A 13414-nucleotide genomic window follows, 5' to 3' on the forward strand; every position below is an offset into this window, starting at 1 on the left:
CTGAGTTAACATGGGTGGATCAAAATCCACCACTTGGATTAAATATTTATACAATTGTTATGACTCGTTTATTGGATAATGTAAATGACGTTCTTATCGGGACGAAAGCTTTAAACGCGACTGTTTTATTCCCGGAAACAAAGTTTCTTAAGAAGCCTTTTATTGAATCACAACAATTCGATTTTGATGAAAATGATTTACAATTGATTACGGATATGCCAGTATGTGTTGCTGAAGTGAAAGTATGTGTAACAAATCCGTCATAAAGACAGAATATTGATTCACTCCTAGAAGTGGGCATTCATCTACCCAAGTTAATCCTGGGGTGACATCAAATTCTTCTCCATTTGGTATAACATAAGAATTTATGTGTGTTTGTTCAGCTAATAACAACCCGTTTCTAAATAATTGATAATTAACAATAGAATCGGTAGGTGTATCTGATATTAAAGCTTCTATGCGCATATTTACAGTAGAATCTAACTTTATTTGAGTGCTCTTGATGAGTCGTGTAGCCGGTGATGTTAATATTTCAGATGTACTTATTGGTACAAAATCTTTAAATGCTACCGTGATCTCTACCAGGAAATTATGATTTCTTGGTCAAATATATTAATAGTTAAACATGTTGATAATAGATTATGTTAAAATTTTAGGTAATCTATTTTTAATTCATACAGAAAAGGTTATGAGGTTTTTAGTTTTATGTAATTGCAAAATTCAACTGTTAGACTTAGGGGGATTAATGATGAATCTAAAAGCAGTTTTATTTGATTTTGACGGAACAATAGCAGATACACTGCCAGAAGTTTTTAATTCTTTTAATGATGTTTTTATGTATTATGAAGGTAAACATTTAACAGGTAAAGAGATTATACAGTTATTTGGACCTACTGAAGATGAAATTATATTAGATTTTTTACAGAACAAACAACTAGCCGATGAGGCGATTGAAAGATATTATACTACATATCAAAAAGCACATTCTAGCATAATGAAAAGTTCGAATGAAATTATATCAATGTTAAAGTTGTTAATAGACAAGAAACTACGATTAGGAATCATTACTGGCAAGAGCAGAAGAGGGTTAGATATTTCCTTAAATGAACTAGGTATAGCTTCTATGTTTGAAGCAACTGTAGCGGGAAATGAAGTGCAACATCCGAAACCAGATCCGGAAGGTATATTAAAAACAATGGAGATGATGAACTTGAAAAAGAATGAAGTTATTTTCGTAGGTGATAGTAACGCAGATATTAAGGCAGGGAAAGCTGCAAATATATTAACCGTAGGAGTACATTGGTTATCAACAGTTCAAAGCTCTAGTTTTGAGATTGAACCAGACTATTATATTACAAAAACAGTGGATTTTATGAAGTTTGTTGAAGAGCACATATAAAATTTAAGCAAGATTCAATTTGGAAATTAAATAGGATCGTTTAATTAAATGTTCCGATCACTAGCAGATTAAAAGGAGGGGCTGTTTTGGAAAGTTTTACAGAAAAAGCGATTAAAATCATAAAACAAATCCCTGCAGGAAAAGTAATGACTTACGGTCAAATTGCCAAAATAGCGGGGAGCCCAAGAGGAGCTAGACAGGTAGTGAGAATTCTTCATTCCATGAGTCAAAAACATAAACTCCCTTGGCATAGAGTGATCAATGCCAAAGGTGAAATAGGGTTAAAGGATGATTTATTTTTTATTCAAAAGATGTCACTTGAAAGTGAAGGTGTAGTGTTTATTTCCGAACGCTCAATAAGTCTCGAAAAATTTCAATACCATACGGAACATTAAAGCTCCATCCAGAATCTTCTAACTATATTTCCACTTTCCTCAACATAATCTGAATCAGGAATCCCGCCATTATTTAATATTGTTTTTTTTGATGAGGAACAAATCCATCTGGAATATTTAAACCTTTTTCAGATTCATATAAAAAATTTAACAAACCATGGAAATCGGATGGATCCTGGCTAATTACAAAAGGGACATACTTCTCTCCACTGTCAACCCAATCCTGATAAAAAGATAGATACTCTTGTTTTAATTCTTCTGTAGGTTTACTTAAATAAACTACATTCATAACTGCTCCCCCTTTAATGATTTTCCAACTATTCTACCATAATTTAGATGCAACAATATACAAAAAAATAACGTTTATTGTATATCGCCTTTTGCTTGTTGAAAGCATCATATACTCATAAAACATGGAGGAGTTACTTTGAAACGAATAACAAAGATTCTTCAGTGCATCTTGATATTTCTCTTTTCTATATTTATTTATATACCTTCTACTTCACATGCTTGTTATTGTATAGGTCCAGATTTTGATGAAGCACTTGCACAATCTGAGATTATTTTCACTGGGAAAATTGTTGAAGTTCAACATCCAAGAGAGGATGCAAAAGAGTTTGGAACACCCGTTTTGTTTGAGGTGACACAAGCATTTAAAGGAATAGAAACATCCCAAATCATTATGAATATATTTACAACAAGTGATTGTGCTTATCATCCTCCAATAATAGGAAGTGAGCATTTGATTTATACAAGTTTAAATGAAGAAGGGAATTATTTCGTGTATGAATGTACACGTGCATTTAGGTTGGATTCTGCAGAGTTTGTTCTAGCTCAAGAGGATTTAAAGAAGTTGGGTGAAGGTTATCAACCAACTGAAATCATTGATTTAACGCAAACTAAGGATAAAGATAGTGAAGAAAAAGACTTTAACTATAGTTATATTTTAGCATCTAGTGTGATTATCGTTATATTATTTTTATTATTTAAAAGGCTAGGAAAAAAACAAAGTTAAACCTATGAGATGAATGAACCCCAATAATAAGGCTCCTATGTTGGTTAAGCTGACTTGCATAGGAGTTTGTTCGTGCCAAATGAAAGAAGAAGCTTCTCCTAATTATGGTTTGATCGAAAAGAAAGAAGTAAATAATAAGAACAAGAAAAAAATCTGACAAGATTTGATTAAACCAATTTAGGAGCGTATAAGGTGGATAAAAGAAGGATTTTAATTACATTACTCATTTTCACTCTAATTATTGGTATTTTAGATTTTAGATTGTTTTGGATCCAAGTGATTGAAACAAAAAGTTTTTCAAATAAGGATATCAACCTAATTGAACGTTCTGTAAGTCAAAGAGAATCTGGTGTTGTATTGTCTTTAGGAAGAGGACAATTTTATGATCGAAATGGTGAGCCATTGACTGGAAGAAAAGTCAACGTACTAGCTGTTTTTCCAAACGACAGTCATTTCCAGGGAAATGATAAAAAAATAAATACACTTTCTGATATTTTAGGTGTTACAGTTCAAGAATGGACTGATTATTTCAACAGTATGAAAGAACCTGAAATTTGGAGTAAATCAACAGCTTCAACTCCATATATATTGTCAAATAAACAGGTGGAAAATATTAATGAACTGAATTTACCAGGCATTCAAGCAGTAGAATATGAATTAAGATATCCGGAACCTTATCTCGCAAGTCATTTGATTGGTTTTATTGGTGAAAATCCAAGTCGAATACAGCAACTCTATCCATCAGAAATAGAAAATGGTGAAATGACATTAAAGACACAGATAGGTGCTAGTGGATTGGAAAAAACATTGGATTTTCACATCCAAAGTGTAGAAGATATTTCACTTTCATTTTTTACGGATGGCAAAAGCAAGGCGATTTCTGGTTTGGATTTGAGACTTGTTCAATCTAACAATCCATTTTATCCTTTGAAAGTCAATACAACTATACATAAGGACATCCAACAAAATGTGGAGCGCATTTTAGATGCTCATACTACAGAAAAAAGTGCAGTCGTTGTTTTAGACTCTATTAATGCAGATGTGTTAGCCATGGTGAGTCGACCAAATTATGATCCTTATGATGTATCTATGTCAATAGGTGATTGGAGCAATCTAACTCTGAAGGCGCATACACCTGGTTCCATATTTAAAACCATTGTTGCAGCCGCCGCACTTGAAAATAATATCGTACACCCCAAAGAAGAGTTTGAATGCAATGGACATTTAGGGAAATACGGATTTACATGCTGGAGAAAGGAGGGACATGGAACAATTACTTTTGAAGAAGCTTTTGCCCAATCCTGCAATATTACTTTTGCAAAAGTAATGGAACGAATGAGTGCGGATGTGTTAGAAGAGACATTCAAGAAACTTGGTGGATTACAGAAAAATGGCTGGTATCAATCACTAGACGATCATGTGTTTACTCAGTTTGATCATGAAGAGGTTGGACTTATTTTTTCTAATCATACACTTAAAAATGATGATGGTGTGAAAGCTCAAACGTCAATAGGTCAAAGAGATGTACGGATGACCCCGCTGCAAGCTGCTAACTTAATTGTTACTATCTTAAATCAAGGTGTAATTAAACAACCTAGGGTTGTTAAAGAAATCCGTTATCAGAATGATTCCTTTAAACAAGCGTTTGAAGCACAGAATTTAAATTCAGATGAATATAAAATATCGATGGATACTTCTTATAAATTAATGCAATGGATGGAAAAAGTCGTACTAGATGGAACTGGAAAGAGTTTAATCAATAACACGTGGAAATTAGCTGGGAAATCTGGGACAGCTGAAGTTGTTGTAGACGGTTTAGACGGGGAGAACCAATGGTTTATAGGTTATGGTCCAGTAGAGAATCCTAAATATGCGATAGCTGTGTTTGTTCAGAATCCTTATGAGGGAGGACAGCATAAAGCTACAAAAATTTTCGGAGAGATAATGGAATGGTTGGCAAAGTGAAGTTGGTTGGAAATCCAGCTATTCTTTTTTAAAGGAATGAATGAAAGAGTTTATAAATTCAATGTTCAAAAATAACAGCTGGAGCTATGGTTAATTAAATAGTATCTTCTACAATGGAAATATACTCTTTAATGTCTTTAAAAATCAAATGGATTGATTGCTGCCAAAATTCTGGGTTCTCAATATCAATATGAAAGTGTTCTTGTAATAACTCTTTGACAGGTTTTTTTCCAGTTTCACTTAAAAATATTTTGAATTTAGGTTTAAAATCGTTTCCATTCTCCTTAGCAATAACAGATAAACCCAAACTTAGCAAATACCCAAAGGTATAGGGATAATTGTAAAAAGGGATGTTTGGTTCATAAAAATGTCCGTATTTTATCCATATTGAAGGCTGGTATTGATCTAAGCTATCTCCAAACGCTTTCTTTTGAGACTGGATTGATAATAACTCTATATCAGCAGCTTTTAATGCTCCATTCTTACTTTTTTCATAGAAAAGTTGTTCAAACATAAACGCTCCACGTACAGCCATCAAGTAATTGATGCTATTTTGCAATTTATAGTTTAGCAAAGATTTTTTTGCGCTTTGATCACTTGATTCAATTAAATGATCTAGAAATATGATTTCAAAAAAAATGGATGAGCACTCAGCGATACTCATTGGAAGATGATCGTCAAGAAAAGTGAGGGCGGATTTATCTTTCATTTGTTTAAAATGCCATGCATGTCCCAACTCATGTGCTAATATTCTTGCACTCTTTACTGTACCATTGAAATTTAATGAGATTCGAGACTCCCCATCTTGAATGAAGGGTACACAAAATCCTCCTTGAGGCTTATCCCTTCTAGGTTCTGCATCAACCCAATCATCTTTGATGGCTTTAAGTACAAATTGTGCCATTTCTACATCTACTTTTTCTAATGAATAGTATATCTTTTCTACTGCTTTTGAAAATGAAATTTCGGTTTGATCTTTTTGATTTTCGTTCATGAATTGATCCCAAGAATGTATGTTTTCCTCTTTCTTTTTAAAATCTAAAAGAAGAGTTAGATTTGCAAGATTCTTTTCAATGACTCCCCACATAGTCTGAAGCGTTTTATGTGAGATGCCATTTAGTTCTAGAGACTCTGATAAAATGCTTGATTTATTCGTATTTTGATTTTGTACTAACCTTAATCTTGCAACATGATTTAGAACTGTGGCAAATAGATCTTTTTCCTCTTCAGTTAATTTCTGATCCCCATCATTCATATTCATTTTTAATTTTTTTTTCAGCTGAATATACATTTGGTTCCAATGGGATAATTCGTTTTTGGTAAAGTTAATTATTTTTTCTTCAATTTCATTATTAGTTGCAGTGTCTAAATCAGTAATAAAGGGTTTTACTAAAGAACGGAAATCACTTTTGATTGAAGAGATTTCGTTATGTAATAAAGTTAGTTTAGTTTGGTCTGTTGCTTCGGATTGTAGACAATAACAATAATAATATGCTTTTTCTAGTCTGCTTCTCATATCGGATAACGATTGCAAGGTTTGTTCATCTATAAATTGTTCTGAGTTTAATTTGAACGTTTTTTTATTTTTTAGTTGACTTAACATTTTTTTTAGTTCACTGAGCTCCATTGATAACGCCTGAACTGATTCGTTTGGATATAACCTTTTTAAATTCCATCTAGTTGGCTTTTGAAAAGATAGTTTCATTATAGAATGCCTCCATTTTTATATTTGTTCAATTTATTTTGAACAAAATTATAGTTTTATAATATTTGAATTATTAGGAGTTGTAAATGGTTTTATGAAAATTTGTTGTTCTTCATATTTTTAATTTGATATGATGTGTTTAATATAAGGTAGTGTTCAGGTAGGAGGATATGAATGTCATATGTTGTGAGTTTAGAAAATTCAACTGTTTATGAATTGCTTTTAAGTCTTCTTTTATATAAAAGAAGAAAAAATTTAAAATATTTGTATAAAGGATCGGACTGGGTTGAAAAAGTAAATGAAAAAATGTCTGACTCTTTTAAAAATAAACTTGATGGATGGGAGGATTTATCTTTTGGAGAAGTGGTGTGTTTATTTATCGAAAAATGTCCCCACAAACAAGATGTAGATTCTTTTTTAGAATGGTTTGAAAATTTACCTTTGGCTGCATCGTATGAATTGCTCACACCACATTTAAGAAAAGAAGATTCGCATCTATTGCTTGATTTAGAAAATCAAAAGAAGTTATACAGTTATTTACTTACAGAGTGGAATCGTCAATATTTTAAATTTGAGGATGTAGGGCGGACGATGACCAATGAACGTAACAGATATGAGAAGAAAATGGGGAAGGTTTCTTCTGAGCAGCTGGTAGAGGATTTTGCTACAGGTCTGAAAGTAGAAATCCCATCTATTAATCATGTTGTACTCGTTCCATCAATACATTTTCAGCCACTTCATACTTTTAGTGTTTTTAAAGAAAAAATGTTTGTATGGTACCCTGTACAAAATGAAGAGTCTAGAGATAAAGTATATTCCATTTCTAAAGCTTTATCTGATGAGAAACGTTTGGATATACTGCAATTACTTTCCCAAGACAAGCATAAATTTACCGATATTTTAAAAGAAGTTGGAGGGACAAAAGGAAATCTTCATCATCATATTATGATATTAAGGTCTGCAAACCTTATTCGTGTTCATCTAACAAATCAAAATCAGTTTTATTTAAGTACAAGGAGAGGGTTTGTTTCTGAGCTGAACACAAAACTGAAGGGGTTGATTAACATTATTTAAATCTAAAGGAAAATGAAGGTCTTATTTTCCTTTAGATCGGCTTTGAATAAAAATAGAGGAAAATAGAGCTTTGTTTCAATACTTAGATAAGTATTTACCAAAATTCACATGAACAAGGCTAAAAAATTCCCTCTATTTTTGAAAGTGATGATGATCATGCTGAAATAAAGTTATCCTCAAGTTTAATTACATTTTCCAATATAAAGGTGCCTCTTTTCTTAATGATCCCTCAACTTCACCATTTTCCTTACGCCAATATTCAAGACCACCTATTAATTCTTTCACTCTAAATCCAAGTTCTGCAAATTTAGCCGCAGCTTTAGTAGCTCCGTTACAAGCAGGTCCCCAGCAATATGTGATCAATGTTTTTTGCTTGTCTAAAAATGGTGTTGTTTCCGTATTTATACGATTTGTCGGTAACGAGTGAGCTCCGGGTATATGGCACTCCTCATAAGATTTAGGATCACGAACGTCAATAATAGTAAATTGCTCACAGCCTTTTTTTAAATCAATTAATAGATCTGCTACATCTGTTTCAAATTCAAGTTTGCCCATGAAGTGTTGATAAGCCTTTTTAGGATCAGCTGCCTCTGTTTGTAATACTAAAGAAAATTTAGGTTTTGTTTTCATTTTTTTCTCCTCCAAATGAAAGTAATTTAAGATGTTTTCATTGTATTTTATTTCCTGTACTATAGATATAGATAGTTATCGATATAAAATATCAGAGATAGTGATACGGTGGTGAGTTACAAGTGGAATTGTTATATTTAAAAACATTTTGTGAGGTTATAAAATGGAGGAGTTATTCTAGAACTGCAATGGAGTTGGATTATGCTCAATCTAGTGTAACCAATCATATTCAAAAGCTAGAGGAATCATATGGAAACGTCAAATTGCTAGAAAGAAAAGGGAATCAAATGGTACCTACAATTACTGGAGAAGTGCTATATGATTATGCGAGGAAGATTATTTCCTTACATCAAGAAGCGAAGGAGAAAATCATCAAACAAGATTCTGGGATCATAACGATTGGAATTATAGAGACATTAGCCATATATTACTTGCCAAACTTATTAGAACGATTTAAGCAGTCGTATCCCGATATTAATATTCGTATATTACCAGGCAATGAAGCTAAAATTATTCAGAAGGTAAAGGATAAAGAAATTGATTTTGGTTTTATACTTGATGTCCCTTATGAGTCAAAAGAGATAGAAACTGTTTCATTACAGAAGCAAAATATGGTCATTTTGGTGGCCGAAGATCATCCTCTATCTACTAAATCAGAGCTTACAGTACGGGAAATTGCAGACGAGAAGTTAATTTTGACTGAGGAAGGGTGTACATATCGTGCATTTCTATTACATGAGATGAATAAATTAGGTATTACTTCTAATATTTCACTTGAATTAGGAAGTGTTGAAACAATTAAAAAGGCAGTAGGGTATCGATGGGGAATTGCCTTTTTACCTCAATTTGCTGTTGAGGAAAATATAGAAGACAAAGGATACAAAAGCATTCCTTTTTTGAACGATAATTTTAATTTTTATAGCCAGTTACTTTATAAGAAGGATAAATGGATTTCTAAGGCATCTCAAAAGTTTATAGATATTCAGAAGGTTTAATGGAATGCATTAACGAATTATTAATTTTATATCTAAAATTAGGAACATTTTGGACGAAAAACTTGGAGTGATGTAAGAGTCTACTTTTGATGACTCAGTAGAGTGAATAGAGGATACTAAGATAGGTATGATGAAATGAACAAATTATTCTAACATAGCAGATTGCTATGACAAAAATAAGTATAGACATGGTATCCCATTAGATGAAGATTAAGAAGTTCAATAGAAAGCAACTCAGATCTAGCAAATATGAAAATTTTAGATTTAGCATGTTGATTTTCAAAAGGGATTAGCTGAAAAAATGCCATACGATATCAAATTGACTTTTGGATACTAGTTTTGTTTATTGAGAAAGGTGGAGCAGAAGTGAAACTATTTTTCTCCTATAGGAGGTTTTGTTCTAAAAAACAAATCATTTCAATAGTATTGATCATCATATTTTTCATTCAGTTTTCTTCCTTCTCATATGCTAATGGAATGTCGTATTATCGAGACTCTGGTCAAGCCACAGGTAATTTAGTTCCTCTAAAGGAAGAAAGAGTGAATATATTAAAGGAAGAATTACATATAGAGATGGAGCCAAAAGGTAAACGTTTTTTTGAAAATGAATATATGAATGTGAATGTGAAGGTTATATACTATCTGGAAAATCAAGCAGAAGAATCGATTGAAGTTCCAGTAGCATTTCCTCAGCAGGGAGAAACAAAAGAATGGGAAGTTTTCTTGGATCAAACCAATATTTCTCTTGAGGGTGGAATTGACTTAAAGAATCAAATAAATGAAATTATTTTTGATGGTTATAAGAATGCGAACTGGATGAATCCATGGACCAATGAAGAATATTATTATTCTATTGGTGCTGAAAGTTACTTCGAAACCTTGGAAGCCAAAAAGTTTACACTTGAACTATCACCGGGAATACATCAATTGGATGTCCATTATACTGTACGATCTGGGATAGATGAGGAACTATCTCTAAATCCGATATATAGATTTGATTACTTATTGTTACCAGCAGCTTATTGGAATGAATTTCAGGATCTTTCAATTAAGCTGAACTTTCCATTCTCACATCTTTTAAGAAGTAATTTTGCATTTGATCAAGTAGATCAGCATACATGGACAGCCTCATTTGACAAACTTCCAGAAGAAAATTTGCGTTTATATTTTACATCAACAGAAGGCACATTTGGAGGGTTAATTACATCACGTTCACAAGCACTTGCTTCAATCCCTATAGTGCTTTTTGCTTTTTTTATAATGATCTATTTAGGGCATAGGTTCTTGAGAACAAAACTAGCTATGGTGTTAAATATAGGAGGCAGCTTAAGTTTAGGTATATTCTTTTATTTCATCTTGCAGCGAAAACTCATTCCATATCCATTTAATGTATTGCAAATAGGGTTGTTTTTTATATTAAATATTTTCTTATTGTTTATGGTTGTCATGAGTGTGTTGGTATACTTAAATATCATTAACATAGATAGTATAAAGCGAAAGGTGCTTTTTTCTTTTCCTTTTTTATATAAAATACGAATTTCGCAATTAAGATTAACTAGGTATGTCAAAAATAATCTGGATTCAAATCTATATACAATTCAAAGAATGGAGGAAACGCTCCCTTTTACTTTAAAAAAACATCAGTCTCTACTAAGAAGAAAACTCGGTTCTTCAGATCCAGTATTACAGGAAAACAAAATCGTAAACTTGAACATTTGTATAAATAGGATGGATGGGGTAGTGATTAATCCAGGAGAGACTTATTCTTTTTGGAAATTGATTGGAAGACCTACTGCTAAAAAAGGATTTGTAGAGGGGATGTTACTTTCTCAAGGGAATGTTAGCACTGGGATCGGTGGAGGCGTATGTCAATTGGCTAATTTGTTGTATTGGTTAATTTTACATACCCCTTTAGAAGTAGTAGAGAGACATCACCACAGCTTTGATCCATTTCCTGATGACCACAGAGTTCTTCCGTTTGGCAGTGGAGCAAGTGTTTTTTACAATTATATTGATCTTAAGTTCTATAATCCTACACAGCAAAAGTTTCAAATTAAGTTGTGGTTAACAGATAAACAGCTTAAAGGTGCAGTTCATAGTGATAAGGAATGGAAATACGCCTATCATATTGAGGAAAAAAATCATAGGTTCATTCAAAAAGATGGGAAAAACTATCGCGAGAATGAAATTTGGCGAAGGATAGTAGACAAGAGAACTGGAAATACGTTAAACAAAGAGTTAATTGTTCATAACTTTTCTGAGGTGAAGTATGAATTAATCATGGACGATAGACCAATAGAAGAAAACAACATGTAAAGATAAGGGGAGTTAAATGACATTCATAGAAGAAATCCAAGATGGTATAAGATATGAAGTAAAACAATTTATCATAGACAATTGGGGATCTAACACGATGGTTTCAAGAGGAAGAGTTCATAATATAGATGCACTTCCAGGGTATGTCACTTATGATGAGGATACGGGATATGATGATATTCCGATAGAACATGAAATTGAGTTTGAATATTTCATAGAATAAGGAGTTAAATATGAAAACAAAATACATATTAACAGATTTAGACGGTACTTTGATTCGTTCGAATCAAACGATTTCTGATTATTCAGTAAAGGTAGTTACAGATGCATTAAATAATGGACATGTGGTAAGTTATGCCACTGCAAGAAGTTATATAAGCTCAATGGACATCCTTTCGGATATCCCATGGAAGTTCCCACTTGTGTTATATAACGGTGCACTCTTATATGATCCAGTTCAACAAAGGTTAATAGATGGGCATTTTCTAGATACCAACATTTCAAATGAAATTATTGCATTAGGAGAACAGCACAACATATCACCATTTTTGTTCTTTCTTGATGCCCAAGATGAAGAAAAGGTATTCCACAAGAAATTATCAAGAGACTGTGATTTGAAATTTTTTAACAGCAGACCAAATGATCCAAGGTTTAATCAAGTTAATCATTTGGTTTTCCCAGAAGATTCTAAAACAATTATAGTTACCTTTATCGGTACATACGAGGAATTAAAGCCGATTTATGATAAAGTAGAGCGCACATATAAAGATCATATCCATATCCATTTCATGGAGGATAGTTATATTACAAACAACTACTTCCTAGAATTTTGCCATCCTTTAGCCAACAAAAAGAAAGGGCTTGAGTTATGGTGTGATCATTTGGGGTGTGATAAAGAGGATGTGGTTGTATTTGGAGACAACCTAAATGATCTTGGGATGTTTGAGGGAGCAGGTAGAGGAGTAGCAGTTGGGAATGCACATGACCAGTTGAAAAAACTAGCAAATGAAGTAATAGAACACCACGATAAAGATGCCGTGGCTAAATATATTAACAAAATTGTTTGAAGAAGATGATAGTCCATAAAGGGGAGGATTACATGATCTATGAAATGACAGTTCAAGTGAGAGTTACTGATTTTGAAGAAGGGAAAAGATGGTATGAAACACTACTTAACAGAGTACCTGACTTTGTCCCACATGAGGGTTTTGCTGAATGGGAGTTGGTCCCTGGATGTTGGCTGCAACTAGCAGAAGGTGAACCTTCAAAAGGAAGTGGACCTATTCGTTTAGGAGTAAACTATATCGAGGCTGAGCAAGAAAGAATGATGAAAGAATTAAATGTTGAAGCTTTTGAGATTCGTTCAAGAGCTGAAGTTCCTGTTAGGTGGGCTAGTTTTCAAGACCCATGGGGAAATCAAATTGGATTTTTTGAGTATAAAGATGAAGAAGAAAAACAAGGGAAAATCAAAGAGGTTTTAGGAAAAAGGGATTAGTTGATGTTGATATAATATTTCTTAAATGGGGGAATGAAAGATGAAAATGTTCAGGTTTGACCAAGAGGTTGGTAAGGAAATTCATGCTTTTGACAGTAAAAATTTAATCATGTCTAGAATTATTAAGGAGTCAGTTTCATTACATATCGGTTGTATGTTCATTGGTCCTGATGGTATTGTTGGTAATCATCAAGCACCAGGTCCCCAATTATTTTTAGTTGTTGATGGACAAGGTTTTGTTCGGGGAAAAGAAGATATTATTAAGTCAATTAAAAAAGGACAGGCTGCTTTTTGGGAGCCTGGAGAGTGGCACGAAACTACATCTGAAAAAGGAATGACTGCCATCGTAATTGAGGGTGAATATATAGATACTTCGGCTTTAACTCCGTTGTTATAGGAAAAAAATGAAATTTTTTATAGAAATA

14 protein-coding genes and 1 pseudogene are annotated in these 13414 nt (G+C 32.8%); 12 read left to right on the plus strand and 3 right to left on the minus strand.

The annotated features are described in order from the left end of the window. The first annotated feature begins 14 nt into the window (after positions 1 to 14). The 3 genes from Q5Y73_RS02440 to Q5Y73_RS02450 all read left to right on the plus strand — a co-directional run bounded on the left by Q5Y73_RS02440 (position 15) and on the right by Q5Y73_RS02450 (position 1794). Positions 15 to 266 carry a hypothetical protein gene (locus Q5Y73_RS02440; RefSeq protein ID WP_305990252.1) on the plus strand — a complete coding sequence of 84 codons (252 nt, stop codon included), beginning with the start codon at positions 15 to 17 and terminating at the stop codon, positions 264 to 266. Positions 267 to 748: 482 nt separating this feature from the next. After that, positions 749 to 1399, plus strand: a complete 651-nt coding sequence (locus tag Q5Y73_RS02445) for an HAD family hydrolase (RefSeq protein ID WP_305990253.1) — start codon at positions 749 to 751, stop codon at positions 1397 to 1399. Positions 1400 to 1485: 86 nt separating this feature from the next. Further along, positions 1486 to 1794 (plus strand): MGMT family protein, encoded by a 309-nt coding sequence (locus tag Q5Y73_RS02450; RefSeq protein ID WP_305990254.1) that lies wholly within the window; start codon positions 1486 to 1488, stop codon positions 1792 to 1794. Here the strand turns inward: Q5Y73_RS02450 and Q5Y73_RS02455 are convergent. Then, positions 1791 to 2083 (minus strand): annotated as a pseudogene (locus Q5Y73_RS02455) (hypothetical protein). The gene Q5Y73_RS02450 and the pseudogene Q5Y73_RS02455 overlap by 4 nt on opposite strands. A 138-nt stretch (positions 2084 to 2221) precedes the next feature. Here Q5Y73_RS02455 and Q5Y73_RS02460 point away from each other — a divergent pair. Continuing rightward, positions 2222 to 2809 (plus strand): hypothetical protein, encoded by a 588-nt coding sequence (locus Q5Y73_RS02460; RefSeq protein ID WP_305990255.1) that lies wholly within the window; start codon positions 2222 to 2224, stop codon positions 2807 to 2809. A gap of 192 nt (positions 2810 to 3001) precedes the next feature. Beyond that, the gene (locus tag Q5Y73_RS02465) at positions 3002 to 4774 is read left to right on the plus strand and encodes a peptidoglycan D,D-transpeptidase FtsI family protein (RefSeq protein WP_305990256.1); all 1773 of its coding nucleotides are present in this window, start codon (positions 3002 to 3004) and stop codon (positions 4772 to 4774) included. A gap of 94 nt (positions 4775 to 4868) precedes the next feature. Here Q5Y73_RS02465 and Q5Y73_RS02470 read toward each other — a convergent pair whose 3' ends face one another. Then, on the minus strand, positions 4869 to 6479 hold the full coding sequence (locus Q5Y73_RS02470; RefSeq protein ID WP_305990257.1) for a M3 family metallopeptidase: 1611 nt from the start codon (positions 6477 to 6479) through the stop codon (positions 4869 to 4871). 174 nt (positions 6480 to 6653) lie between these two features. Between Q5Y73_RS02470 and Q5Y73_RS02475 the strand changes: the two genes are divergently transcribed. After that, positions 6654 to 7553: a winged helix-turn-helix domain-containing protein gene (locus Q5Y73_RS02475; RefSeq protein WP_305990258.1), complete on the plus strand. Its 900-nt coding sequence runs from the start codon at positions 6654 to 6656 to the stop codon at positions 7551 to 7553. A gap of 186 nt (positions 7554 to 7739) precedes the next feature. Here Q5Y73_RS02475 and Q5Y73_RS02480 read toward each other — a convergent pair whose 3' ends face one another. Beyond that, a complete protein-coding gene (locus Q5Y73_RS02480; protein ID WP_305990259.1) occupies positions 7740 to 8183 on the minus strand; it encodes a rhodanese-like domain-containing protein in 444 nt (147 codons plus the stop codon). A gap of 122 nt (positions 8184 to 8305) precedes the next feature. Here Q5Y73_RS02480 and Q5Y73_RS02485 point away from each other — a divergent pair, with 122 nt between their 5' ends. The 6 genes from Q5Y73_RS02485 to Q5Y73_RS02510 all read left to right on the plus strand — a co-directional run bounded on the left by Q5Y73_RS02485 (position 8306) and on the right by Q5Y73_RS02510 (position 13386). Further along, complete coding sequence (locus Q5Y73_RS02485; protein WP_305990260.1) at positions 8306 to 9178, plus strand: LysR family transcriptional regulator; 873 nt, start codon at positions 8306 to 8308, stop codon at positions 9176 to 9178. A 366-nt stretch (positions 9179 to 9544) separates the two neighbouring features. After that, positions 9545 to 11494, plus strand: a complete 1950-nt coding sequence (locus Q5Y73_RS02490) for a VanW family protein (RefSeq protein WP_305990261.1) — start codon at positions 9545 to 9547, stop codon at positions 11492 to 11494. A gap of 16 nt (positions 11495 to 11510) precedes the next feature. Beyond that, complete coding sequence (locus Q5Y73_RS02495) at positions 11511 to 11717, plus strand: hypothetical protein (RefSeq protein WP_305990262.1); 207 nt, start codon at positions 11511 to 11513, stop codon at positions 11715 to 11717. Between the two features lie 10 nt (positions 11718 to 11727). Next, positions 11728 to 12561, plus strand: coding sequence for a Cof-type HAD-IIB family hydrolase (locus Q5Y73_RS02500; RefSeq protein WP_305990263.1), 834 nt, complete (start codon positions 11728 to 11730; stop codon positions 12559 to 12561). 32 nt (positions 12562 to 12593) lie between these two features. After that, on the plus strand, positions 12594 to 12989 hold the full coding sequence (locus tag Q5Y73_RS02505) for a VOC family protein (protein ID WP_305990264.1): 396 nt from the start codon (positions 12594 to 12596) through the stop codon (positions 12987 to 12989). 40 nt (positions 12990 to 13029) lie between these two features. Next, positions 13030 to 13386: a cupin domain-containing protein gene (locus Q5Y73_RS02510; RefSeq protein ID WP_305990265.1), complete on the plus strand. Its 357-nt coding sequence runs from the start codon at positions 13030 to 13032 to the stop codon at positions 13384 to 13386. The last annotated feature ends 28 nt before the right edge of the window (positions 13387 to 13414 follow it).

Source organism: Chengkuizengella axinellae (genome assembly GCF_030730905.1).
GTDB classification, from domain to species: Bacteria; Bacillota; Bacilli; order Paenibacillales; family KCTC-33759; genus Chengkuizengella; species Chengkuizengella axinellae.

Bases quoted from the DNA above. Each gene is read 5' to 3' on its own strand.
- Q5Y73_RS02445 (WP_305990253.1), top strand. From the start codon at position 749: ATGAATCTAAAAGCAGTTTTATTTGATTTTGACGGAACAATAGCAGAT.
- Q5Y73_RS02470 (WP_305990257.1), bottom strand. From the start codon at position 6,479: ATGAAACTATCTTTTCAAAAGCCAACTAGATGGAATTTAAAAAGGTTA.
- Q5Y73_RS02475 (WP_305990258.1), top strand. From the start codon at position 6,654: ATGTCATATGTTGTGAGTTTAGAAAATTCAACTGTTTATGAATTGCTT.
- Q5Y73_RS02480 (WP_305990259.1), bottom strand. From the start codon at position 8,183: ATGAAAACAAAACCTAAATTTTCTTTAGTATTACAAACAGAGGCAGCT.
- Q5Y73_RS02495 (WP_305990262.1), top strand. From the start codon at position 11,511: ATGACATTCATAGAAGAAATCCAAGATGGTATAAGATATGAAGTAAAA.
- Q5Y73_RS02500 (WP_305990263.1), top strand. From the start codon at position 11,728: ATGAAAACAAAATACATATTAACAGATTTAGACGGTACTTTGATTCGT.
- Q5Y73_RS02505 (WP_305990264.1), top strand. From the start codon at position 12,594: ATGATCTATGAAATGACAGTTCAAGTGAGAGTTACTGATTTTGAAGAA.
- Q5Y73_RS02510 (WP_305990265.1), top strand. From the start codon at position 13,030: ATGAAAATGTTCAGGTTTGACCAAGAGGTTGGTAAGGAAATTCATGCT.